Origin of the sequence: Anaerocolumna jejuensis DSM 15929 (assembly GCF_900142215.1) — a bacterium.
In the GTDB taxonomy this organism is placed as follows: domain Bacteria; phylum Bacillota; class Clostridia; order Lachnospirales; family Lachnospiraceae; genus Anaerocolumna; species Anaerocolumna jejuensis.
Window position 1 is genome coordinate 107,226 of the sequence record NZ_FRAC01000015.1, and the last position, 22,151, is coordinate 129,376.

General features: G+C 39.6%; 14 protein-coding genes, 1 tRNA gene and 1 other RNA gene. 1 reads left to right on the plus strand and 15 read right to left on the minus strand.

Annotated elements, in window-relative coordinates:
* Positions 1-24: 24 nt before the first annotated feature.
* From BUB77_RS15390 to BUB77_RS30470, 3 genes are all read right to left on the minus strand, one after another.
* Positions 25-2,508 (minus strand): Ig-like domain-containing protein, encoded by a 2,484-nt coding sequence (locus BUB77_RS15390; protein WP_073277485.1) that lies wholly within the window; start codon positions 2,506-2,508, stop codon positions 25-27.
* Between the two features lie 911 nt (positions 2,509-3,419).
* Positions 3,420-4,904: a threonine synthase gene (gene thrC / locus BUB77_RS15395; RefSeq protein WP_073277486.1), complete on the minus strand. Its 1,485-nt coding sequence runs from the start codon at positions 4,902-4,904 to the stop codon at positions 3,420-3,422.
* Between the two features lie 320 nt (positions 4,905-5,224).
* Complete coding sequence (locus BUB77_RS30470; RefSeq protein ID WP_073277488.1) at positions 5,225-6,340, minus strand: cell wall hydrolase; 1,116 nt, start codon at positions 6,338-6,340, stop codon at positions 5,225-5,227.
* 705 nt (positions 6,341-7,045) lie between these two features.
* Between BUB77_RS30470 and BUB77_RS15405 the strand changes: the two genes are divergently transcribed.
* The gene (locus BUB77_RS15405) at positions 7,046-7,846 is read left to right on the plus strand and encodes a hypothetical protein (protein WP_073277635.1); all 801 of its coding nucleotides are present in this window, start codon (positions 7,046-7,048) and stop codon (positions 7,844-7,846) included.
* A 137-nt stretch (positions 7,847-7,983) separates the two neighbouring features.
* On the opposite strand, the gene BUB77_RS15410 is transcribed toward BUB77_RS15405, so the two are convergent.
* From BUB77_RS15410 to BUB77_RS15465, 12 genes are all read right to left on the minus strand, one after another.
* Positions 7,984-8,907: an ABC transporter permease gene (locus BUB77_RS15410; RefSeq protein ID WP_073277489.1), complete on the minus strand. Its 924-nt coding sequence runs from the start codon at positions 8,905-8,907 to the stop codon at positions 7,984-7,986.
* 1 nt (position 8,908) lies between these two features.
* Positions 8,909-9,835: an ABC transporter ATP-binding protein gene (locus tag BUB77_RS15415; protein WP_073277491.1), complete on the minus strand. Its 927-nt coding sequence runs from the start codon at positions 9,833-9,835 to the stop codon at positions 8,909-8,911.
* Between the two features lies 1 nt (position 9,836).
* Positions 9,837-12,440, minus strand: coding sequence for a DUF4350 domain-containing protein (locus tag BUB77_RS15420; protein ID WP_139241197.1), 2,604 nt, complete (start codon positions 12,438-12,440; stop codon positions 9,837-9,839).
* Between the two features lie 74 nt (positions 12,441-12,514).
* On the minus strand, positions 12,515-13,726 hold the full coding sequence (locus tag BUB77_RS15425) for a sensor histidine kinase (RefSeq protein ID WP_073277495.1): 1,212 nt from the start codon (positions 13,724-13,726) through the stop codon (positions 12,515-12,517).
* A complete protein-coding gene (locus tag BUB77_RS15430; protein ID WP_073277497.1) occupies positions 13,716-14,417 on the minus strand; it encodes a response regulator transcription factor in 702 nt (233 codons plus the stop codon). The genes BUB77_RS15425 and BUB77_RS15430 overlap by 11 nt, the downstream gene beginning before the upstream one ends.
* Before the next feature lie 128 nt (positions 14,418-14,545).
* Positions 14,546-14,998, minus strand: an RNA gene (rnpB, locus tag BUB77_RS15435) — RNase P RNA component class A.
* A gap of 164 nt (positions 14,999-15,162) precedes the next feature.
* Entirely contained in the window at positions 15,163-16,824 is a 1,662-nt protein-coding gene (locus BUB77_RS15440) for a nucleoside kinase (protein ID WP_073277499.1), read from the minus strand.
* Between the two features lie 59 nt (positions 16,825-16,883).
* Positions 16,884-17,579 (minus strand): tRNA (adenine(22)-N(1))-methyltransferase, encoded by a 696-nt coding sequence (locus BUB77_RS15445; protein WP_073277501.1) that lies wholly within the window; start codon positions 17,577-17,579, stop codon positions 16,884-16,886.
* Positions 17,580-17,596: 17 nt separating this feature from the next.
* A complete protein-coding gene (rpoD, locus tag BUB77_RS15450; RefSeq protein WP_073277503.1) occupies positions 17,597-18,685 on the minus strand; it encodes an RNA polymerase sigma factor RpoD in 1,089 nt (362 codons plus the stop codon).
* 41 nt (positions 18,686-18,726) lie between these two features.
* Positions 18,727-20,523, minus strand: a complete 1,797-nt coding sequence (gene dnaG / locus BUB77_RS15455) for a DNA primase (RefSeq protein ID WP_073277505.1) — start codon at positions 20,521-20,523, stop codon at positions 18,727-18,729.
* 77 nt (positions 20,524-20,600) lie between these two features.
* On the minus strand, positions 20,601-21,647 hold the full coding sequence (locus tag BUB77_RS15460; protein WP_073277507.1) for a deoxyguanosinetriphosphate triphosphohydrolase: 1,047 nt from the start codon (positions 21,645-21,647) through the stop codon (positions 20,601-20,603).
* Between the two features lie 418 nt (positions 21,648-22,065).
* Positions 22,066-22,140: transfer RNA gene (locus BUB77_RS15465), tRNA-Pro, on the minus strand.
* Positions 22,141-22,151 lie beyond the last annotated feature (11 nt).

Sequence of the window (22,151 nt, forward strand, 5' to 3'; positions counted from 1 at the left end):
CAAAATCAATTAAGCACTAAAATTTTAGTGTTCAATTGTAACACCACTAGTACCGAGTGTTACTTTTACAGGTACCTGGAATGATCCCTTAGTGCCTGTAACTGTTACATAAACATAAACGCTTCTTACGAAGGTATAATTTGTGCCTGAACTAGCCGTTACAGTTGCATCCTTATCAATAGTTTGGAATATAGGACTTGTAATTTCATTACCTTCATAGTAGAACTTAAATGCCTCTGAAATAGCATTAGCAACGCTAGAAGTGCCAGTTACTTTTGTCTTAACCTGTGTTGCAGTTACTGATGACTGAGTATCTTTGATTACAAAGCCAGTATTCATTTCTTGAGTTACACCTTTGTTATCTACGTATTTAATATTTACAGAATAACCATCAGCTACAGCCTTAGTTACTGTACTACCACTTACGCTTAATGCGGAATAGCTAACAGCAGTAGTGTTCTTTAAAGAACTTCCACTAGCAACTTCTGTTGTGCCTTTTTTAATTGAGTATGATGTAATATCAGCGTATCCATCAACAACACCACCTTTAAGCATAGCAACCTTAGCTACAAAATCCTTAGGAGTTGTAGAATTTCCAGTGAATACTGTATCAATTGTATCAGCACTCTTATCTAACTGATAACTAACTGTAGCACTTGTGCTATTATCAGGTGCAACGACATTAACTGTGATAGTTCTGAATGCATTGCCATAAACAATCTTATACTGATATGTTCCTTTTGTAGCGCCAACAGCTGTAATTGTGATATCTCCATCAGCACTAGGTACTACACTAGGCTGAACTACGCCGGAAGCAATACTAGTTAATAATGTCTTTGTAGGTGCAGAAGTATAATCCATATCTTCACCATACTGATCCTTTAATGTGGTTGTTATAACTTTTGTATCTGTAATATTGCTGGAATTAGATACTGTTACAGAATCTTTATCAAGTATCATATTAGTTGCTTTTCTTTCGCCAACAACTGTTACAGCAAGAGACCAAACAACATTACCATTCTTATCTTTTACTAATACATAAGCAGAACCTACAGACACAGCATTAATTCTAGCAGCAAGTTCAGAACTATGATCAGAAACAATAAGTACATTGCTATTGGATGATGAGAATGTATAGTCACCATATTTTGCATAGCTATCATCTGTCTTGGTTACTCTAAACCATAATGTACTTGATTCACCAACAGCAATACTTGTTTTACTTGTATATTTGTTCCAGTTAGGTTTGTTAGCACCAATTGTGTATTCAGTTTTGGAAACACCAGCAGCAACTTTATCAACAGCTGTAATTGTAAGCTCAGCTTTGATTGCTCCTGTTTCCTGACCTGTTGTATTATCCCACTTGTAAGTATGATAAATAGCAGTAGCTTTTGCAGTATCACCAATATTGAAAAGAGTTAATTTACTTCCGCTTGTATAGCCTTTGTTATCAGAGATGCTAAACTCAAGCTTTGAATCAGTTACACTTCCAAGAGCATATGAGTTAATTACAATACCTTTAGAATCTACAGTATTAACCTTAATCTCTGTTTCTGTATTGGCGGCTACAGTTGCAGGTGTAATAGCAAGACTTGCAACAACACCATCAGTTGCTGTAAACTGAACAGATTTTTTGTTATAAGTTACTGTATATGTCTTTCCATCTGACATATTAGAAAATGTAGTTAACTTAACAACACCAGTACCATCAGCCTTAGCTTCTTTAACAGCTATAACCTGCTTTGTTGCATCATTTACAATACTGAAATCACTTGCTGTAACTTTTCCACTTTCAATATTTGTATTAAATGTAGCAGCAAGTTCTGTAGAAGAATTCTGCTTAACGCTTGCAAGACCAACAGGAACTGTTACTTTAACAGTATCTGTTACATTCCACTGGCTTGTGTTAGGAGCTGTAGAAGCAGCTTTAGCATAAGCAGTAATTGTCGCTTCACCAGCACCAATTGCTGTTACAACACCAGTCTTAACATCAACTGTAGCGATTTTTTCATCGCTTGAATAGTATCTTACAGCATCTGTTGAATTAGAAGGTGTTACAGTTGCTTTGATAGTTTTTGTCTCACCAGAATTTAATGTAAAGTCATCACCAGCTGCAACGGCTGTAGCACGTTTTCTGATTGTAACTTTCTGAGTAAATGCTGTTGTCTTACCTTTTTTGTTCTTAGCAGCAACCTTAACAGTTACTACTCCGGGAGCTTTCGCTACCACATAACCTGTCTTAGCACCGATAGTAGCTTTTTTACTATCACTAATTGTCCAGGTGTATTTTGTTCCAGCGTATGTTTTGCTAAGGTCGAAGTTTACAGCACTCTTGCCATAAGAAACCTTGTCAACATAAAGAACCGCTGTTGCTTTGCTTGAACCCTTGTCTACGATCTTAGCAACAGTTGCTGCGGAAGCACTTAATGGACTAGGGCTAACGCTTGCTACTACTAACGCAAGAGCAAGAGCAGAAGCTAATTTCTTTTTAAAGAAATTTTTCTTCATATTCTTTCTTCCTCCTTAAAATATAGGTTTGGCTTGGTATTATATTTTTTCAATATAATCATTCCAATAACAAGTAGATTATAACAATAATCAAATAAAAGGTCAAGTCCTTTTATCTATAATTTTACTGTTTAACAGCCTCATAAATTAAGCTTAAAAACTGGACTTTGCCTTATTTTTGACACATTCAGGCTCATTTGTCCTATAGCCTGTTCTGTCAAAAACATGGAAGCTCTTTCCATCTTAAGCATTTGGCTGCTTTCCATTTCTTGTTATACCTTTATGGACGATTATATCAAAGTTAGGACCAAAAACTTTTCCAAAGCTTTATGATTCCTGAACTCTAGGTATATAATGCACTTTGTTTATGTCAATTTTATGTCAGGCATTTGTCACAAACGGCTTTTTTTCAAGACATTTTAAGTACTTTTCAGTCTGTTGTAAACAGATAGAGAGCTGCGGTATCCGTAATGAACTCCGCAGCTCTCTGTCTGTTTATAGCTATTTTTATTATATTCAAATCATCCTTATAACCTTTTCTACTTTACTTATTAATATTATTTTTTTGAATTTATGTTTTGTTACTGTTGCTTTTTAATCTGTTGCTTTTTAAACGTACTTTTTGATCTGTTACCTTGGGTTGGATTTGTCGCTCATTAATTTGCTACTTTTTAATCTGTTTCTTTTTAATCTACTTCTTTTTGATCTGATTCTTTTTGACATGTTACCTTTTGTTCTGTTTCTTATTCTCTATTTCTTATGCTTTATATTTAAGTTCCTTCACCAGCATTACCTTTCACCTTACTTTTCTCTATTATTTATTTTATAGGATATATTCTCTTTCACTTCTTTTTTATTAAAACTCTCTATATCCTGCTACCTGCTGAAATAACTATTATCAATTTTTCAGCTTATTTTAATATCTCTTCTACAACCAACTGCATTTCATCTTTTTTACATACTCTGTCATGAAGCACCTCGGCTCTTCTAATTTCCTCAATTGCTGCCGGTACCGGAACCCTTGATATCCTGCTTAACTCATCTACCAGTTCAAAATCTTCCATACTGCCGTATTTTGAGTCAACTGCTTCCATAACACTTCTGGTGAATTTATACGGGCTTGCTGTTGAAGCTATGATTGCCTTGCTCTCATCTTTGCTTTCTTCCTTATACCTAACATAAACAGAAGCACCTACTGCTGTATGGGTATCGATTATATAACCTGTTCCTTCATATACTTTTCGGATGGCTTCTGCTGTCTGGCTTTCGCTGGCATAGCCTCCCAGTATACCTGACATATTGTCTTTCATTTCTTTTGTTATCTCATACTCTCCCTCTTTGGCTAAAGAATTCATAAGAGAAAGGGTCTTGTCGCTGTCTTTTCCTGATGCTAAGTACAGCAGCCTTTCCAGATTACTGGAGATTAATATATCCATGGAAGGCGAGGAAGTAAGTATAAATTCTCTCTTACGGTCATAAACTCCTGTTTCCAGGAAATCGAACAGCACTTTGTTTTCATTGGAAGCGCAGATAAGCTTACCAAGGGGCAGTCCCATCTGTTTTGCAAAATAGGCAGCAAGGATGTTTCCAAAATTACCCGTTGGTACTGCGACATTTATCTTCTCACCTTCGGAGATTACACCCTTTCTTAACAGGTTGCCATAAGCATAGATGTAATATACGATCTGAGGCACCAGCCGTCCGACGTTAATGGAATTCGCGGAGGAGAATACATAGCCTTTTGCTTTTAAGTCTTCTGCCAGCTTTTTGTTGTTGAACATAGCTTTGACACCGTTCTGGGCATCGTCAAAATTGCCATCGATTCCGATAACATAGGTATTGCTTCCCTTTTGGGTTACCATTTGTTTTTCCTGAATGGGACTTACACCGTCTTTCGGGTAAAATACAATAATTTTGGTTCCCTTTACATCTGCAAAGCCGGCAAGTGCCGCTTTCCCTGTATCTCCTGAGGTTGCTGTCAAAATAACGATTTCATCGGTTACATTGTTCTTTCTCGCCGCTGTTGTCAGCAGATGGGGCAATATGGATAATGCCATATCTTTAAACGCGATTGTGGAGCCATGAAACAATTCAAGATAATAGAGTCCTCCGGCTTCTTTTACAGGAGCTATCTCTTTCGTATCAAATTTTTCATCATAAGCATTGTTTATGCAGCTTTTCAATTCTTCTTCCGTGAAGTCGGTAAAATACAGCTTCATGACCTCGTAAGCTGTCTGCTGGTAGGTAAGTGTGCTTAATTCCTTTAAGGTAACTTCCAGTTTCGGAATGCTCTCAGGAACATAGAGTCCTCCATCCTCTGCCAGCCCCTTTAATATTGCCTGGGATGCGGTTATGGGTGCGGTATGGCTGCGAGTGCTTTGATATAAAAGATTCATGCTGTCTCCTTTCGTAATTAACAAATCTCTGCTTTATATTCCTGTATATACTGTTGAAAAAGGATTTTCCCAACTATTGTTGATCATTAGATCATTACATCCATGCATTACTGATATGAGTTATTTATATGAACTGCTAATACAAGTGATGCGTCCTTCTGCATCGCTGATGAAAGAAACGGCCTTAGCCGATTTTCGTTGTATTATAACATGTTTCCTACTGATGCACAATACCTTACTAAAGTGAAATTCAAATCAAAAAGGATGTTTTGAGATAATTACCTTTCATTATCTCAAAACATCCTTTTTGATTTTTGATATTACCTGAAGAATTCATGCCCGCCGTATTTAAAAAGGAATTTTAAATGACGGTCAAACCAACTCATACTGTTTTTGTCAGCTCTTATTCTTGCCGAAAAATACAGTGCTCCCTGGGAATAATCTTCTCCTTCAAGTACTCGCCCAACGGCTTTTTTGGTACTCTCCGATACTTTTACGGAAAAATATCTTCCATCCTTTATCGGGGAAAACTGATAGGTATTACCGCTTCTTTGAAAGACCACGTTTTTTACCGTATCAGGGAAATCCTTATTTTTAACTCTGTTTAGGATCACATTCGCAACCAGCATCTTGCCCTTCACATCTTCTCCGGTTGCTTCAGCTTCTACGATTCTTTGAAGAACTCCCATATCTTCATTGCTCAGCTTTACTTTAGACGCTGTTTTTCTGACAGCGTTTTTTGCTTCTTTTCTGACTGTCTTTCTTACTTCTTTAGAGGCCGTTTTTTTAGAAGTTTTCTCAAGTTTTTTGATTTCTTTTTTTTCTTTGGCTGAACTACTATCAACCTTACTTTTTGCAGCTGCCTGTACTGCTTCTTCTACTGTTGAGCTTTTCTTTGCTGATCTACTTTTATTATCTTCTATGTTTTCTTTTACCGCCTGGTTGGTTCCTGTATTGGTATTCTTGTCTGTTAATAAGCTCAAACTTATTGTTTTTTCTTTTACGATAGGGCCAGTACTAATTTCCAGGCTTTTTTCCAGCGCTGACCTTGCCTCTGTTTTTAATTTTTCTTCTGCTGTTTTTGAATCGTTTATTGCTGTTATTGCTGCGTTACTTAGTTTGAAGGGAATATAAGGATTTACATACTGGATACCATAAGCCTCAAAACCGCTATCCGGAATTACCCGTTGGATAGCTTGTATCGCTGTTTCTTCCCCTATCCCGTTACCTTTTCCTTCCAGGTTTCCTGAAGTATATACAGGAGCCTTCTGCAGGGAGGAATGTTCGTAGATAGTATCCGGACTTAATACTAAAAAGCCTGCAACCGCCGTATATAAAATGGCTGCCACAATTGCTGTTTTATTATTTCCGGCTGCGGGTATTGCTGCCTTCACCGGTTTTAAAGCCCTTTGAAGAAACGAGTGTATTTTTAGCATATATACATCCTCTTTTCTTTCTTGATCTTACTCCAATAAAATATCACCTTTGTTATTCTATTGTCATAATAGTCTATGGACTATCAAACTGCTTAAAAGAACTACAGGCATTCTTTCTCTTAAGAGCTTCTCATGCATTATATCATTTAACCTTTTACTGTCAATAACTCTATGCGAACTTTGGATGATACGCCAAATAATTTTGGAATTTTTTTCCTGCAAATGGCTTTATGCATAATTTATACCTCTTTTAAGCTTTAGATTTTTGTTGATTACATACAAACAAATTTTAACTAAATGTTAAGGAGTTATTAAATATTTTGTACCATTTTTTGAGATTTATACATGTCAACACCATTTTTTTGCCCGTATTTTTTAAAACCCCTTGATTTTTATTGATTTATCCCCATTTATATTATTACATATCTATTACACCATGTAATAATTATGTAACATAATATTTTTTCATATTAACGGAGCTTTACTTCTATTCAGAGCCTTTTGCAGTTTTTTTCCATTTTATCCTACTCATTTTATTTTCTATATAAATAGAACATATATACGTCTGAAAGGAAGCCTCCCTAAAACAGTTATTCCCTTACCTATGTCTTATTGAATTTATCTGTTATTTCTTATAAAATAGAAGCAAATAAATCCGAAACTGACTGAGAGGTGAATTCCTTGCTTTCTTATCCTGGTGTTACCATGGCATACAAAAAAAATGGTGAGTGCTATTACCGTGCCGGTATTACTTATCAAAACAAGCATATAAGTCTTGGGAGCTACACAACCGCCCTTCAGGGTAACCGTGCTTACGAAGCCGCCCTTTTCGCTCTGAGAGAAAACCAATATACACTTATGGATTATACGGAAGATATGGCACTGGACTTTGAGAAGTGGGTTATTCTTATGAATTTCAGAGATAATGGAATCTATATTAAGAATCCTATTTATTTAAGAACGAATTACTTCATATATTATATAAGTAGAGATACTTATTTTATATTTGACACGGACGATCTGTTTTATTATGGGCACCATAAAATTATGATAAGGGGCGGACACCTTTTCGTTTCCGATTACGGGATGCAGGTAAATATTCTCTCCCGTTATGGGATTAAGAATTATGCGGTAGCCGGAAGAGATTACCGTTTTATTAACGGAAATGAAAAAGACCTTCGTTATAGCAATATTGAGGTAATTAACCGGTACCACGGTGTTTTCACCACCATACATAAGTCCCTTCCCTGCTATACTGCTAAAATACATATTGAAGGCGACTACCTTGTAGGCCGTTATCCCAGCGAAAAAGAGGCTGCTGTCGCTTACAATAAGGCTGCCGATCTATTAATAAGAAGTGGTTTTAAAAAGAATTTCCCCGTCAATTACATTGGTGACGTGGATGAGATTGAATATGCCAAGCTTTATCACAATCTGAGAATTTCCAAAAGTATCCGAAGATTTGCAGAAAATTTACTGCTAAAATCCGAAAAAGAAAGAAATTAAAAAATTTTTTAAAAAAAGACTACCTTTTTTTATTTTATATGTTATAATAAACACATATTATTCTTCTTCCATTTTCATATTCCAGAAAATTGCCATCGCTTCTTTGCTTTTAAGAAGCCGATGGCTATTTTATTTTTCTAATTTATCTTATTATTTTTAAATTTTCCTTTATTACCCTTAAGAGGATTTAATATTCTGGCTGACAATAGCAGCAGGAGTATGGAAATTGCTATCTGGATTCCGGCACTTAACAAAAACCAGTGCTCATTTAACCCAGGAGAGAGATTTCCAAACCTTCCATACATATCTGCCAGTGACCGTCCTGTTCCGGCCTGCCCTTTTAAGATGGACAGGAAGGTCGCAATGGGATTGACAAATAACAGCAGCATCCAATTCCCGATGTCTGCCTGCATAACTGCTGTTGCATCTGCTGCCATATGGTCTAAATGCATCTGGGTAAGAAAATGTATCCCCCAGACCCCTCCAAAGGTTCCAAGGCTGAGCAGTAATACCGTTCCATAGGCCGCTACCGTGGCAGAAGTCGACTTCTTTAACAATACCGAAAAAAATATTCCAATACTCCCCAGGTAAATGGCAGTTTCCAGAATCAGCACCATGAACTCTCCCAAGTCCCTCAAGGTTATTCCACCAATAGAAAATACAAGTGCAATTACCGGAAGGCTTGAAAATGCCAGGATTAGCATCATACTGATAGAAGCCAGCAGCTTTCCTCTGATAATGGAACCTGATGTCAATCGGGTGGTAAGAAGAATTTCAAGGGTCTGTCTCTCCTTCTCTCCTGATATGGCTCCTGCAGTCACAGCAGGCACCACTAACATAAGAAGAAAAAATTCTACCCCGGTTATTATGGAATAAATCTCAAGGATAGCCGAATATTGCACGTTTTTACCAAGGTTCTGCTGATATTCAAAGGTTAAATACAGCGCAAAAAGCCCGAAAAGTGAGAGCAGTCCATTGAAGGCAAAGATTATAATATAGGTTCTTAAACTCCGTGCAGTTGTCCGCAATTCCTTTTGATACACCGGATTAAAATGAAGCATATTATGTCTCCTCCTCATGGGTTATTTGCAGAAACAAGGTCTCCAGGCTGCTCTCTTCCCTGGTAAAGGAAGATATTAATCCGCCTCCCTGGATAATGGAGCTTAAAAGGGAAGCCTCCTCTTCTTCATTTCCTGAAAACAGCAGTGTAACCACATTATCCAGTATTGTAATCTTTCTCGTATAAGGATTTTCTTTTATTATCCTTATGGTCGCTTCCTGATTATCTACCATTTTAAGTACGATTGGCCTTGCATTTCCTCTGGCTGAGGTTATTTCCTCCATGGAGCCCGAAATGACTAATCTTCCTTTTTCAATAACTCCTGCATGGGTACATATCTGAACCAGCTCCGGAAGGATGTGGGAGCTTATAAGTATCGTCATCCCTTCATTGCTGAGCCTCTTTAGAATGTCCTTCATGACTACTCTTGCTCTTGGATCAAGGCCGGAAGCCGGCTCATCCAGTATTAAGAGCTTGGGTCCATGTACCAGACATCTTGCAAGGCACAGTCTCTGCTTCATTCCTCTGGAAAGACTGTCCACATAACTGTCGTAATGCTCCTTTAGCTGAACCGCCTCCAAAAGCTCCATGCAAACTTTTCTTGCTTCTTTTCCGTTAATGCCGTAGATGGACGCATAGAATTCCATGTATTCTATTGCCTTTAGATTATCATACACCCCGAAAAAATCCGGCATGTAGCCGATTTTCTTTTTTAATTCCTTATTATTGTTCAGCGCATCAATCCCATCTATCCAGACTTCTCCGGAATCTGCCTTCAGCAGTCCGGCACAGATTTTCATGGTTGTGGTTTTTCCTGCACCGTTCGGCCCCACAAAGCCGTATATTTCATGTTCCTTAATATTAAGGTCAAGATTATCAAGAGCTGTATGCTTGCCGAATTTTTTGTTCAGTTTATTGATTTTCAGCACTTTATTTCGCCTCCTTCCAGTAGGATATATGGGGAAGCACCACCTGGTAATTCTGTATGGCTGCTTCCTGACGGAAACGTACGGTTAATGTGTTATTCTCTGTTAAATATTTCGAAGCATCTATTTTAATATCATAATTATCGGTAAAGACTTCTTCATATTTGCCGGTATTTACATTTAAGAAATACACTGTCCCGTTAAAGTTCTGGGTATATTTGCTGCTTTCTTTTAAATTCTGGGTTTTTAAAAAGGTAAAGTTTTTTATCTTATCTTCCTCCGGGAACTGATAGGTTAAAAGTAAGCTATCGTTTACCATATAACGGCTGGTATAATAGCTTCCCATATTACTGCCTTCCAACTGGATATAAGGGTCAATGCTGGATTCAAATTCTTCTTTCCCCAGCTTTTTATTTACACTGACTGGTACCTTTACGATTTCCGTTCCCTTAACCTGCATCAGGGAGGCAATCTGGGCCAGGAAATCATCTCCTTCCCCTGTTCCGGTTTGGATATCCGTTTTCTTATATCCGATAAGACAATCTGTAAAATTCCCCTGTATATAATTATTTTCTATCAGACTGGTAACCAGCTGATTCAGACGGGAATTCTCATTATGGTCCTTTCCTTCTTCCGGCAGTCCCGTCAGATTTTTTATCAGTGAGTTATTGAACAGGTCATCAACTGAATTCAGATAGCTGCCATTAGCTTTTTGTAAGGTTATTGTCTGCCCCTTCTTTATCTCCCCGATAGCTATCAAATGTTCGTCACAAAACAGGATTGCATTGCTTATATCATAATTAAAATTATTCTTGATGGTTCCGCTTATGCCATCGCCTGTATGGCTTAAATCACTAATAAGCCCTCCCTCTTTCTCATCTGTTTTAAAAATTCCCTGATAGTAAACAGGAGAAAAGGCTGTATTATCCGTAACCTGTAATTCTACACCGGAATCATCATACTGTATTACCTTTTTTACATTATTAAAATTGACAAAGGTACGGGGCGAATTGTAATTGCGGGTATAAGGATCGGCATCGCTCATTTCCAACAGGGAAAACTTTTTTGTAAGCTTTAACGTATAGTCATAATTATTCGGCATTGTCAAAGATAAATCTATCCTGTCCATACCAGCTCCCGTATAATCCTTTATGCGTAGGTATTCTGCATAAGGCTCTGTAATTCTTGTTCCGATTCCGGCAATAAAGATAATTACTGCAAATGTGACAGAAAGAGCCGATACTGCCATAAGCCCGCAGCCCTGTTTTTTTCTTCTTTTCAGGCATATATAAGTTACGGGGCCGGAAAGCAGAAGGTATAGGAGGATTATTATGACATATTTATAAGTTGCCGGAACTTTTTTGGCATCTCCCGAGGCTATACTGCTAATAAATCCGTCCGTCATATACCAGCCGTAATACTCATTATCCAGCTGGTTTTTCTTTATCTCGCTGATATTCTCTGTTATCTGCCTGATAATGGAAAGTGCTGTTGTCTTTTGCTTTCCCTCTAATCCAATATCAAAAGCAAATAATTCTACTCTGCCATATCCTTTTTTCGAGCAAAGCATAAGTTCCTTCTCTTTTCCTTTTACCAGACTGATACCATTCTCCAGGGTAATGCCGCTTACCGGCTTTGTTACCTCTTCTGAGCGAAGAGCCGCAATCTCTTCATCGGACATGTCCCTGATGTTATAGGATGCGTAAAAATTGCTGCTACCCGGTGTAAGATTCGAATTACTGCCGGCCGGGGACATTTTTAGATTCTTATCTGCAAGGTCCTGATAAAAAAGCCTCCTGCTTTTCTGGTAATTGAGGATATACTGCTTTAAAGCCTTTAAGTTATTGCCATGAGCTAAAAAGTTTACATTCATATTCTCTTTGCTGCCGTCTATGGATAATCCTAAGTCCCTGCCAAAGACCTCTTTTACCTCTTTATCATAGCTTCCTGCTGCCAGTACCAGAGTGCCGCCCTGGTAGACCCATTCTTTGATGGCCTCCGTCTGCTCCTTACTAAGCTTTGATACATCAAAATCGTTGATAATAAGCACATCCAGTAAATCCAGCCCCAGATAATTACTGCTCAAAGTATCGGCCGTAATATAAAAGGGTTTAAGATTTAAGCTGTCAAGATAGGATAATGTCTCTCTGTTATCCGTTAAAACACCGGTATAAGCTGCTTTGTCATAATTTCCAAAGGTAAAGCGAAATTTATGTTCCAGCACCATTTTGTTTTTATTATTCACCAGCTTTACCTGAAGATAACCGGTATCATCAATAATGGGCAGAATAAGGGAAACTTTTTTACTCTCTCCCGGCTCCACCTTAATTGTTTTCTTATAAAGAGCATTATCCTTTGATTTTGGTATCAGGCATTGAAAGCTTCCCGCAAATTCCTTTTTGCCACTATTCCGAATTTCTCCCGTTATTGTGGTAAATCTACCATATTTTACGGTATTATCGTATCCGTAGCTGACCAAAAGGCTTATACCATTTTCCTTATCCGTTAACAAATTGGCTTCCGGATTCTCCTTTGCCTGTACGGGAACAGTTAGAAATAAAACGGCTGCAAGCCACAGCAATGATACAAAACAGGTTGCTTTTTTCATATCAACCTCCATGCATTTTACAAGTTTACTTATCAAGCTGCCAAAATAGAAGGTGAAAATTTTCTTTTTAATTCTCAAACGGGCACCTCTCCCTGCTTTGGCAGGGTAACAGAAAATACTGTTCCATTATGGTCACTGCGTGCATTGATGCTGCCCCCATGCATTTCAATGATATTCTTGGCGATGGCCAGGCCCAGGCCTGTACCGCCGGTTTCACTGGAGCGGGATTCCTCCAAACGGTAAAACCGTTCAAATATTGCCTCCAGATCTTTTTCCGGTATCAGCTTTCCATAATTAACTACGGATATGTCAATGGTTGTTAGCTCTGCCAAAATATCAATCTGCACACTCTTTCCATCCCTGCCGTATTTTATGGCATTATCAATCAGGTTGGCAAAAGCCCTTGCCAAAAGGTTTCCATCCCCGTTAATCAAAACGGAAGCGGTATTTGTGGTGAATTCATATTGGAGTCCGTTTTCCTGAAAGCTTGGATAAAATTCTTCTGCAAGCTGTTCCATAAACTTGACCATATCGATTTCGTTGCATTCAAGTGCGACCTCGCCGGAACTGAATTTTGTATAGGCAAATAAATCTTCTATCAGTTTTTCCAATCTCTTGGATTTGGTATAAGCAATCTCCACATAATGCCTTTTCACGTCGGCAGGAATTTTGTTTTCTCCCTGAACAAGGTCAAGATAACCGATAATCGAGGTAAGGGGAGTCCTAAGGTCATGAGCCACACTGGTAATCAGCTGGTTCTTCGTGCTTTCACTTTTTCTCTCATTCTCAATTATCCGTCTGATGTCCCCGCCCATCTGATTGATCTTGTCCGCAATAAGAGCAAATTCGTCATCATTGTTAATGGTTATCCTATTGTCAAAATTACCGGAGGAAATAGCCGTAATGCCGCCGGCTATTCTTTCGATATAAATTGCAAATTTTCTGGAAAGAAACAAAAAGTAAACCATAAATAAAAGGATTCCGATCAGCAATGCTATCGTTGCCGCCATAACTATCATACCCTTTGTCGGGCCTCCTTCAAGGCTTGGCAGACGGGAACTGCCGCTTTCCGGAAATTTATTATACAAATTATTATTCTGAGCAATTGTATTACTGCTTACATGAGGTGTTTGCTCAAATGCTTTCTCCGGACTCCCATTTACTACATGATAGATAATATATATTCCAAAGACGATAACAGCCTCCGTAAGCAGCGCGTAAATAAGGCTGAGCAGGCTGTACAGGACAATTTCAAACCGAAAGCTCTTAAATATATTATTTCTCAATTTTATATCCGACTCCCCATACTGTTTTTATAATTTGTGCATTTCTGGAATCCATTTCAATCTTTTCCCTCAGTCTCCTGATATGCACCATTACTGTATTATTTGCCTCATACATTTTCTCATTCCAAACTCGCTCAAAAATTTCATCTGTGGAAAATACTCTGCCCGGGTTGCTGGCAAGCAGATGCAGGATATCAAATTCAATAGGTGTCAGCTTTACCTCCCTGTCATAGGCTATTACCCTGTGATCCTCTTTGTTGATTATCAGATGATTTACTGCAATTTCCTTGTCAGCCTTATCTTCATGGGAGCTGGGATTGAATTTCGTAAATCTTCTCAGCTGGGATTTAACCCTTGCCGTAAGCTCAAGGGGGTTAAATGGCTTTATCACATAATCGTCGGCTCCGGTTCCCAGACCGATTATTTTATCCAGGTCTGCCGATTTGGCACTTAACATAATGATGGGAATGGTACTGGTTTCTCTTATGGTCTTGCACATACTAAGGCCATCTGTGCCCGGCATCATAATGTCCAATATAATAAGTTTAATATCTTCTCTCTTTAAAATTTCAAAACCTTCCTTGGCACTAAAGGCTTTAAAGACCTGATAACCATCTCCGATTAAATGTATTTCCACCAGCTCTGCAATTTCCCTGTCGTCGTCCACCACTAATATACTAGTCTGCTCCATCTTATTCTTCCTTTCCCTAAAGATGTTTTATTACTTTCACTCTAACACAATTTATAATAAAAAGTCTTTACATTTTTCTTAAAAGTAAAAGAAGCTGCTGTAAAATAGTTACACTATTCTACACCAGCTACATGAGCAGTACTATAAGCCGAGTTCTGTATCAAATGGTCATCTATCTTTGCCCCATGTTACCATGAGGCTCGTTCTGAGAAACTTTGAGTTTCCTTAGAGATGCTTGCACCTCTAAGATACCTTAGTATCTTTGAGATACTAGATATCATCGAGATACTAGGTATCTCGCGAACCGCGACCTACCCTAAAGCACGACGGGCAGCCGTATCGCTTTAATATTCGGTCTTACTTCGAGTGGGGTTTACATATGCCCTGGGTGTTACCATCCAGGCGGTGGGCTCTTGCCCCACCATTCCACCCTTACCGGGAATTCCCGGCGGTATATTTCTATTGCACTTTCCTTAGAGTCGCCTCCACCGGATGTTATCCGGCACTCTGCCCTGTGAAGCTCGGACTTTCCTCACCTATGGCCTTTCGGCACTTATAGGCGCGACCATCTGTACTACTCACGAATTGTAATTCTAACATGAATGTTATGACTTGTAAAGCCTTAACTTCCTCTTCGATTATTTTATTGAAATTTCCTAAGTATTTTCGAAGCTGCCTTGTAGACCCCATAACAAAATATCCCAATTATATTAAAATTTTTAATATAAGAAATCCTTTAAATGGATTACACATTAAAACAGCTTCCGCCGATAAATTCTTTTAATATCGAATGTTTTGGTACCACGTCGCTGTTTACGCCAAGGAAATAATCCAGGAACTTAAGCATGCGCTTAGCCTCTATATACTCCTCGCAGTCGCGTTTCACTCCAAACAATACCGGTTCCGCATAGGGCTTTAAAATTGAAAGCTCATAGATCAGGGCAGAATTGAACATAACATCCGCTTCTTCCTGATAAGGGAAGATATTCTCTTCCTCCCCTCTTCTGACGGAAGGCCACATACCGATAGTCTTTGCACCGTCGGCCCCCCTGGTTCTGGCATCCCTCACCAGTCTTCTTAAAAGTCTAAGGTCCGTGGTGGGTATCCGGTTGTGCTCATCAATGTTCAATGCCGTAAGGGCACTGATATATATCTTAAATTTGCTTTCCTTTGGAAGGCTGTAGGAAAGCTTGTCATTTAATCCATGGATTCCTTCAATTACCAGGATGTCATTTGGCCCCAGAACTTTAAAGTCTCCCTTGTATTCCCTGTGTCCGCTCACAAAGTTAAAGGTGGGAAGCTCCACAGTCTTTCCCTCCAGCAGCGCGTTCATATCCCGGTTAAAGGTTTCCGTGTCGATAGCTTCCAATGCCTCAAAATTGGGTTTACCAAACTCGTCTAAAGGAGTCATATCCCTTTCCACAAAATAATTATCCACGCCGATAGGATGGGGATTTAAGCCCTGTGCCCTCAGCTGGATGGAAAGCCGGTGGGAAAAGGTGGTCTTTCCGGATGAGGAAGGCCCTGCTATCATAACCAGCTTCTTACCTGATTCCTTAATCATAGTGGCAATTTCACCGATTTTCATTTCCTGGAACATTTCCTGTGTCAGGATAAGCTCATTCATCTTTCCGGTTACTATCGCATCATTGAGGGCTCCCACCGTATCGATCTCCATGGTATCCGCCCACTTATTGGATTCCTTCAGGGTGTGGTATAATTTTTCCGGAAGCTCAAAGCTGCTTAATCCCTTGGGGTTCTTACCATCAGGCAGGAGTAATACCATTCCGTCATCCTTTGGTATTACATCAAACCATGCCAGCATGCCGGTGCGTGGAGGCATATATCCATAATAATAATCCTCAAAGCCTTCGAGATTATAAATATTTGTCTTAGATACACGGCGGTAGCGGAAAAGTTTTTCTTTATCATACATTCCATAGGAATTAAACAGCTCGATGGCATCATCCGTACCGATGGTCTTCTTATTAAAAGGAAGATCCTTTGCAACATATTCCTGCATCTTAGCCTTTATTTTATCCGTCAGTTCTTTCGTTACCGGCACCTTCATGCAGGGCTGGCAATATATACCCTCTTTCAGAGAGTATTCGACAGAAACCTTGGTAATGTTCTCTCTTCCGACTATGCTGTATATGGCTTTCATAAATACCAGTATCATTCCTCTGGTATAAGTCTTATGCCCGGCATCCTCCGCAGTTGTAACAAACCGGAGCTTACAGTCCCTTTCCACCTTTTTCGTAAGCTCACGGAGCTTATTATTCACCAGAGCCAATATAAAATCTCCGCCGTCCTTTGGTGCATACTCATGGCTGATTTCCAATAGTCCCATACCATTCGGGTATTCTTTTACAACTCCATCTATTTCAACTTTAACAGTCTCTTCCATATTAACCTCTTTTCTGCACGGGAAAATATTTTTTCATCCCAACACTCAATATTATATTCTTAGAAATATTTGAGTGCTTCCTCCACTGACAAAAGCTCTTCCCTTATTTCCTCAAGCCTCCTGGTACTTCCCATGGATGCAGATTCTGCCAAGACCTCTTTTACCTGGACTTTTAGACGCTTCTCTCTCTCCAGGTATTCCTTTACGACAGGTTCTCCCCCTTCTAAAAGAAGTTTTCCGTAGAGATAGAATATTTCCTTTTCATAGGTTTTTGTACTTTTCGATTTTACTGCCTTTATTATTACATAAAATTTTTCGTCTTCCTTTAACATCTTTTCCGTCTCTATCTCATAGCCCTTTTCATGTAGATATCTGCGAAGGAGAAAAATCTCGGATTGAGGCTGGAGTATCAGTTCCTTTACCCCTGCCAGGGATTTTTCTCCTTCTTTTAATATCTTAACCATAAGGGCTCCGCCCATCCCTGCTATTACGATGGAATCTGCTTCGCCGGGTCTAAGCTTTAAAAGTCCGTCAGAAAGTCTGGTTTCTATCTTATCCGTAAGCCCCCAAAGGGCAATATTATCCTGTGCTTTGCTCAAGGGGCCTTTATTCACATCCATGGCAATCACTTTGGGGGCTATGTTGTTTTCTGCAAGATGTATGGCTATGTAGGCATGGTCGCATCCTACATCTGCAACCCTGTTACCCTTTGTAACAATATCTGCAACAGTCTTTAGTCTATTTGATAATTGCATGTTTTAACAAGTCCTCATTATTCCAAGTAGTCTTTTAATTTCCGGCTGCGGCTCGGATGCCTTAATTTCCGTAGTGCCTTTGCTTCTATCTGGCGAATTCTCTCTCTGGTGACATTAAACTCCTTGCCTACCTCTTCCAGTGTCCTTGCCCTTCCGTCATCCAGACCAAAGCGAAGCCTTAATACCTTCTGCTCCCTGTCCGTTAAGGTTCCAAGAACATCCAGGAGCTGTTCCTTTAACAAGGTAAAGGCGGCTGCATCGGCGGGCACCGGAACATTGTCATCCTGGATAAAATCTCCCAGATGGCTGTCTTCCTCTTCACCAATAGGCGTCTCTAAGGAAACCGGTTCCTGGGATATCTTCTGGATTTCCCTGACCCGGTCAACAGGCACATTCATTTCCTCCGATATTTCCTCCGGGGTTGGTTCTCTCCCAAGCTCCTGAAGCAGCTGTCTCTGGACACGAATGAGTTTGTTAATAGTTTCTACCATATGAACAGGTATACGGATGGTTCTGGCCTGGTCGGCAATGGCTCTTGTTATAGCCTGTCTGATCCACCAGGTAGCGTAGGTACTGAACTTAAATCCCTTGGTATAATCAAATTTTTCCACAGCCTTTATCAGTCCCAGATTTCCCTCCTGAATCAGGTCAAGAAACATCATACCTCTGCCAACATAACGCTTTGCAATACTTACCACCAATCTCAGATTGGCTTCCGCAAGCCTCTTTTTGGCATCGGTATCCCCGACCTTCATTCTTCTGGCAAGCTCAATTTCTTCATCCGCACTGAGTAACGGAACCTTACCTATTTCCTTCAGATACATTCTTACAGGGTCGTCTATGCTGATACCTTCCGGGATGGAAAAATCGATTTCTTCTATATCCTCATCGTCCTCCAAAAGGATATCTTCCTCCTCCGTTATGCGGAGAACATCCACATTGTTTAATTCCAGGAACTCATAGATTCTTTCGATCATAACGGAATCCAGTTCAAAATCCGCAAAAAAATCGTTGATTTCCTGAAATTCCAGAACATTTTTCTTCTTTTTGGCAAATACCAGAAGTTCTTTTAGCTTTTCCGTGAATTTAACCATGTTCTCATCCATTATTTATCCATCCTCCTAGCTTTTACAGTAATAGTAGTATTTTAACCATCGGTAAGGGAAATATGCAATTTTTGTAAATCTGTCTGTTCCTTGATGATAACCTGCATTGTTTGAATATCATTTTTCGCGATAGCTTCCTTGCTTTGCATCTCCAGACTATTCTTTTTTATCCTTTGCACTGTCTCATTCAAAGCCTTCTCTTTTTCCTTCGTACTCATTTCACTGCTAAGCTCCAAACTAAACAAAGATGCTGCTTCCTTCTGCTCCTCTTTGCTTTCAAAATGGTTTAAAATCTTGGCCGGTGTTACCCTGCCCTCCTTTTCGAATTGTTCAAACAAAAGCTCCGCTGTCTGTTTATATAAATCTTCCGTAAAATCAGCTGGTGCTATAATACCCTTTATTTTGTCAAAAAGTCTTAGGTCTTCAATTAACCAGGTCAGCAAAATTCTTTGCGACTGCCTCATTCCCTCGGCTGGTAAATCCTTGCCGGGTAAATTTTTGCCCTTCCTTTCCGTATACTCTTTTGGCTTATAGTTCTCTCCGGTTCCAAGTCTGGCACCGTAGCTGTTCACCAGCTTTCTTAGATTGTCAAAGCCGATATCGTATTTTTTAGATACTGCTTCTATATAAATATTTCTTTCAATCTCCTCTGTAAATTGCAGCATTTTCTTTGCAATCTCATTAAAGAATCTTGTTTTTTGCTCCGGGTCATTCATATCATAGTCTCTCTCCATGACCTCCACCTCAAAAAGGAAGGAGTTCCTTGCCCCATCGATTCTCTTCTGAAATTCTTCTGCTCCAAGAGCCTTTATAAACTCATCCGGGTCTTTATAGGGCTTCATATTAATGACCTTAACCGTAAGCCCTGCTTCCTTTAAGATGGGAATTGCACGAAGGGCGGCTTTTGTACCCGCTTCATCACTATCGTAGGTCAAAAGCACCTCACCGGTATAGCGTTTGATAAGATTTGCCTGAAGCCCTGTAAAGGCAGTTCCAAGGGAAGCTACCGCATTGGTAAAGCCCGCCTGATGGAGCGCGATTACATCCATATAGCCTTCACAGATAAGAAAATTCTGTTTTCTGGAGGTTCTGGCAAAGTTAAGGCCATAGAGATTCCTGCTCTTATCAAAGAGCTTTGTTTCCGGAGAATTTAAATACTTTGGAAGCCCATCCCCCATAACTCTTCCGCCAAAACCGATAACACGGCTGTTCACATCCATAATAGGATACATGACCCGGTTCCAGAATTTATCATATACCTTATGCTTTTCATCAAAGCTTATCAGTCCCGACTCTCTCAGGATATCATCCTCATATCCCAGGTGCTTTAAATACTGATAAATATCATTCCCGGTCTGATTGGAATATCCAAGTCCGAATTTCTTAATGGTCTCTTCTGTCAGCTGCCGGTTCGTCAGATAATTCATAGCAGCCTGTCCTCTTTCCGACTTTAATTGAAAATAGTAATACTTTGCCGCTTCCTTATTAATTTCCAAAAGCCTTGCCTTTACTCCGGCCTGGCGCTTGGCTTCTTCACTGATTTCTGCCTCCGGCAGCGTAACTCCTACCCTTCCTGCCAGATGCTTTAATGCCTCCACAAAGGAATAATTCTCATATTCCATAAGAAAAGTAAATACATTACCTCCCACGCCGCAGCCAAAGCAGTGGTACATCTGTTTTGCCGCACTTACACTAAAGGAAGGAGATTTCTCATTGTGAAAGGGGCAAAGTCCCATATAGCTGCCGCCCTTTCGCTGTAATTTCACATAGGAACTGATTACATCTACTATGTCATTCTTCTGTCTGATTTCTTCTACCAGTTCTTCCGGATAAAACATGGGGTCTCCTTTTCCTGTTATGATGCATTTTTTTATCCATATATACCTTAACTAGTACTGCCTTGCGCAAAGCAGTACTAATATACACTCCAGGACCTGGGAATTGCAATCTCCTTGAATTTTGCAACAGCGAAACGGTCTGTCATACCTGCAATGTAATCGCATACCACCCTTGCTTCCTTCTGTCCTTTCTCTTTTATCATATCCAAATATTCCTCCGGCAGCAAATCGAGGTTCCCGCTGTAATATTCAAAGAGGTATTTTAACATGGATTCCGCCTTCTGCTCCTCCCCTTTTGCCTTTGGATTTGTATATACGTTGTAAAACATGTATTTTCTCATGCCAAACATAGCTGCCTCAATGGCCGGAGACATACAAATATCTTCCTTCTCCTCACTGCAGCTGACAATATCATGTATAAGTGTATTTAAGCGTTCTCTGGAACTGTGTCCCAATATGTCCGTATATTCCTTTGGAATATCCTCTTCCGCAATGATATGCCCTCTTATGGCATCGTCAATATCGTGGTTAATATAGGCTATCTTATCAGAAAATCTTACAATCTTACCCTCCAATGTCATTGGCATGCCTTTGGTCTGATGGTTTACAATGCCATCCCTTACCTCCTTGGTAAGATTCAATCCCCGGCCATGGTTTTCAAGGAGCTCTACGACACGGATGCTTTGTAAGTGATGCTCAAAGCCTTCCGGGCAGATGTCATTTAATGCCCTCTCCCCGGCATGTCCAAAGGGAGTATGCCCAAGGTCATGTCCAAGGGCGATAGCTTCTGTCAGATCCTCATTCAGCCTTAGTGCTCTGGCAATGGTTCTGGCGTTCTGGGATACCTCAAGGGTATGGGTAAGCCTTGTCCTGTAATGATCGCCCTCCGGTGCCAAAAAGACCTGGGTCTTGTGCTTTAATCTTCGGAATGACTTGGAATGAAGAATACGGTCTCTGTCTCTTTGATAAATGGGCCTGATATCACAGGGTTCCTCATAGACATCCCTGCCAAGGGACCTGTCACTAAAAGATGCATAGGGGCTTAAAAACAGATGCTCCCTCTGTTCCAGCTTCTCACGCATACTTAATGGTTTCTCTGATTTTACTTTTTGTTCTTCTTTCATACCTGTCTCCTTTCTTATAGATTAATGCTTATATTATTAATATTCCACCAAAACTTCCTGATTCCTTTTTTTATTTTCAAATTTATAAGAAATATTTATATAATTTCCGGTTAATTCTCACACTTCGGGCCAATATTACACCTTATATTTCCATCCCTCATCATTGTGATAAGCCATAAGCCTGCTCATTCCACCGTCTGCAATAATGTTTTCACTGGTTCTAAAGCTATTTCATCACTGTAAAGATACATGGCAAGCCGCGTAACATCTTTCAGTTTACCGATTCGTTTTACCGGATGCCGCCCCCCCCTTTTATCTTATTATTTGAAATATATAGAATTTTATATGCAAAAACAAAGCAGCAGGATTTCCATCTAAATCCTACTGCTTCCTATTATAATACATTATAAATAAAAAATCGAGGCGACAAGATTTGAACTTGCGACCTCTGCGTCCCTAACACAGCGCTCTAGCCAAGCTGAGCCACGCCTCGATTGTTTCTGC

What these genes read in the sequence shown, in the direction of transcription:
- BUB77_RS15390 (WP_073277485.1), bottom strand. Translation starts at nt 2,508, where the DNA reads ATGAAGAAAAATTTCTTTAAAAAGAAATTAGCTTCTGCTCTTGCTCTT.
- thrC (WP_073277486.1), bottom strand. Translation starts at nt 4,904, where the DNA reads ATGAATCTTTTATATCAAAGCACTCGCAGCCATACCGCACCCATAACC.
- BUB77_RS30470 (WP_073277488.1), bottom strand. Translation starts at nt 6,340, where the DNA reads ATGCTAAAAATACACTCGTTTCTTCAAAGGGCTTTAAAACCGGTGAAG.
- BUB77_RS15405 (WP_073277635.1), top strand. Translation starts at nt 7,046, where the DNA reads ATGGCATACAAAAAAAATGGTGAGTGCTATTACCGTGCCGGTATTACT.
- BUB77_RS15410 (WP_073277489.1), bottom strand. Translation starts at nt 8,907, where the DNA reads ATGCTTCATTTTAATCCGGTGTATCAAAAGGAATTGCGGACAACTGCA.
- BUB77_RS15420 (WP_139241197.1), bottom strand. Translation starts at nt 12,440, where the DNA reads ATGAAAAAAGCAACCTGTTTTGTATCATTGCTGTGGCTTGCAGCCGTT.
- BUB77_RS15430 (WP_073277497.1), bottom strand. Translation starts at nt 14,417, where the DNA reads ATGGAGCAGACTAGTATATTAGTGGTGGACGACGACAGGGAAATTGCA.
- BUB77_RS15440 (WP_073277499.1), bottom strand. Translation starts at nt 16,824, where the DNA reads ATGGAAGAGACTGTTAAAGTTGAAATAGATGGAGTTGTAAAAGAATAC.
- BUB77_RS15445 (WP_073277501.1), bottom strand. Translation starts at nt 17,579, where the DNA reads ATGCAATTATCAAATAGACTAAAGACTGTTGCAGATATTGTTACAAAG.
- rpoD (WP_073277503.1), bottom strand. Translation starts at nt 18,685, where the DNA reads ATGGATGAGAACATGGTTAAATTCACGGAAAAGCTAAAAGAACTTCTG.
- dnaG (WP_073277505.1), bottom strand. Translation starts at nt 20,523, where the DNA reads ATGTTTTATCCGGAAGAACTGGTAGAAGAAATCAGACAGAAGAATGAC.
- BUB77_RS15460 (WP_073277507.1), bottom strand. Translation starts at nt 21,647, where the DNA reads ATGAAAGAAGAACAAAAAGTAAAATCAGAGAAACCATTAAGTATGCGT.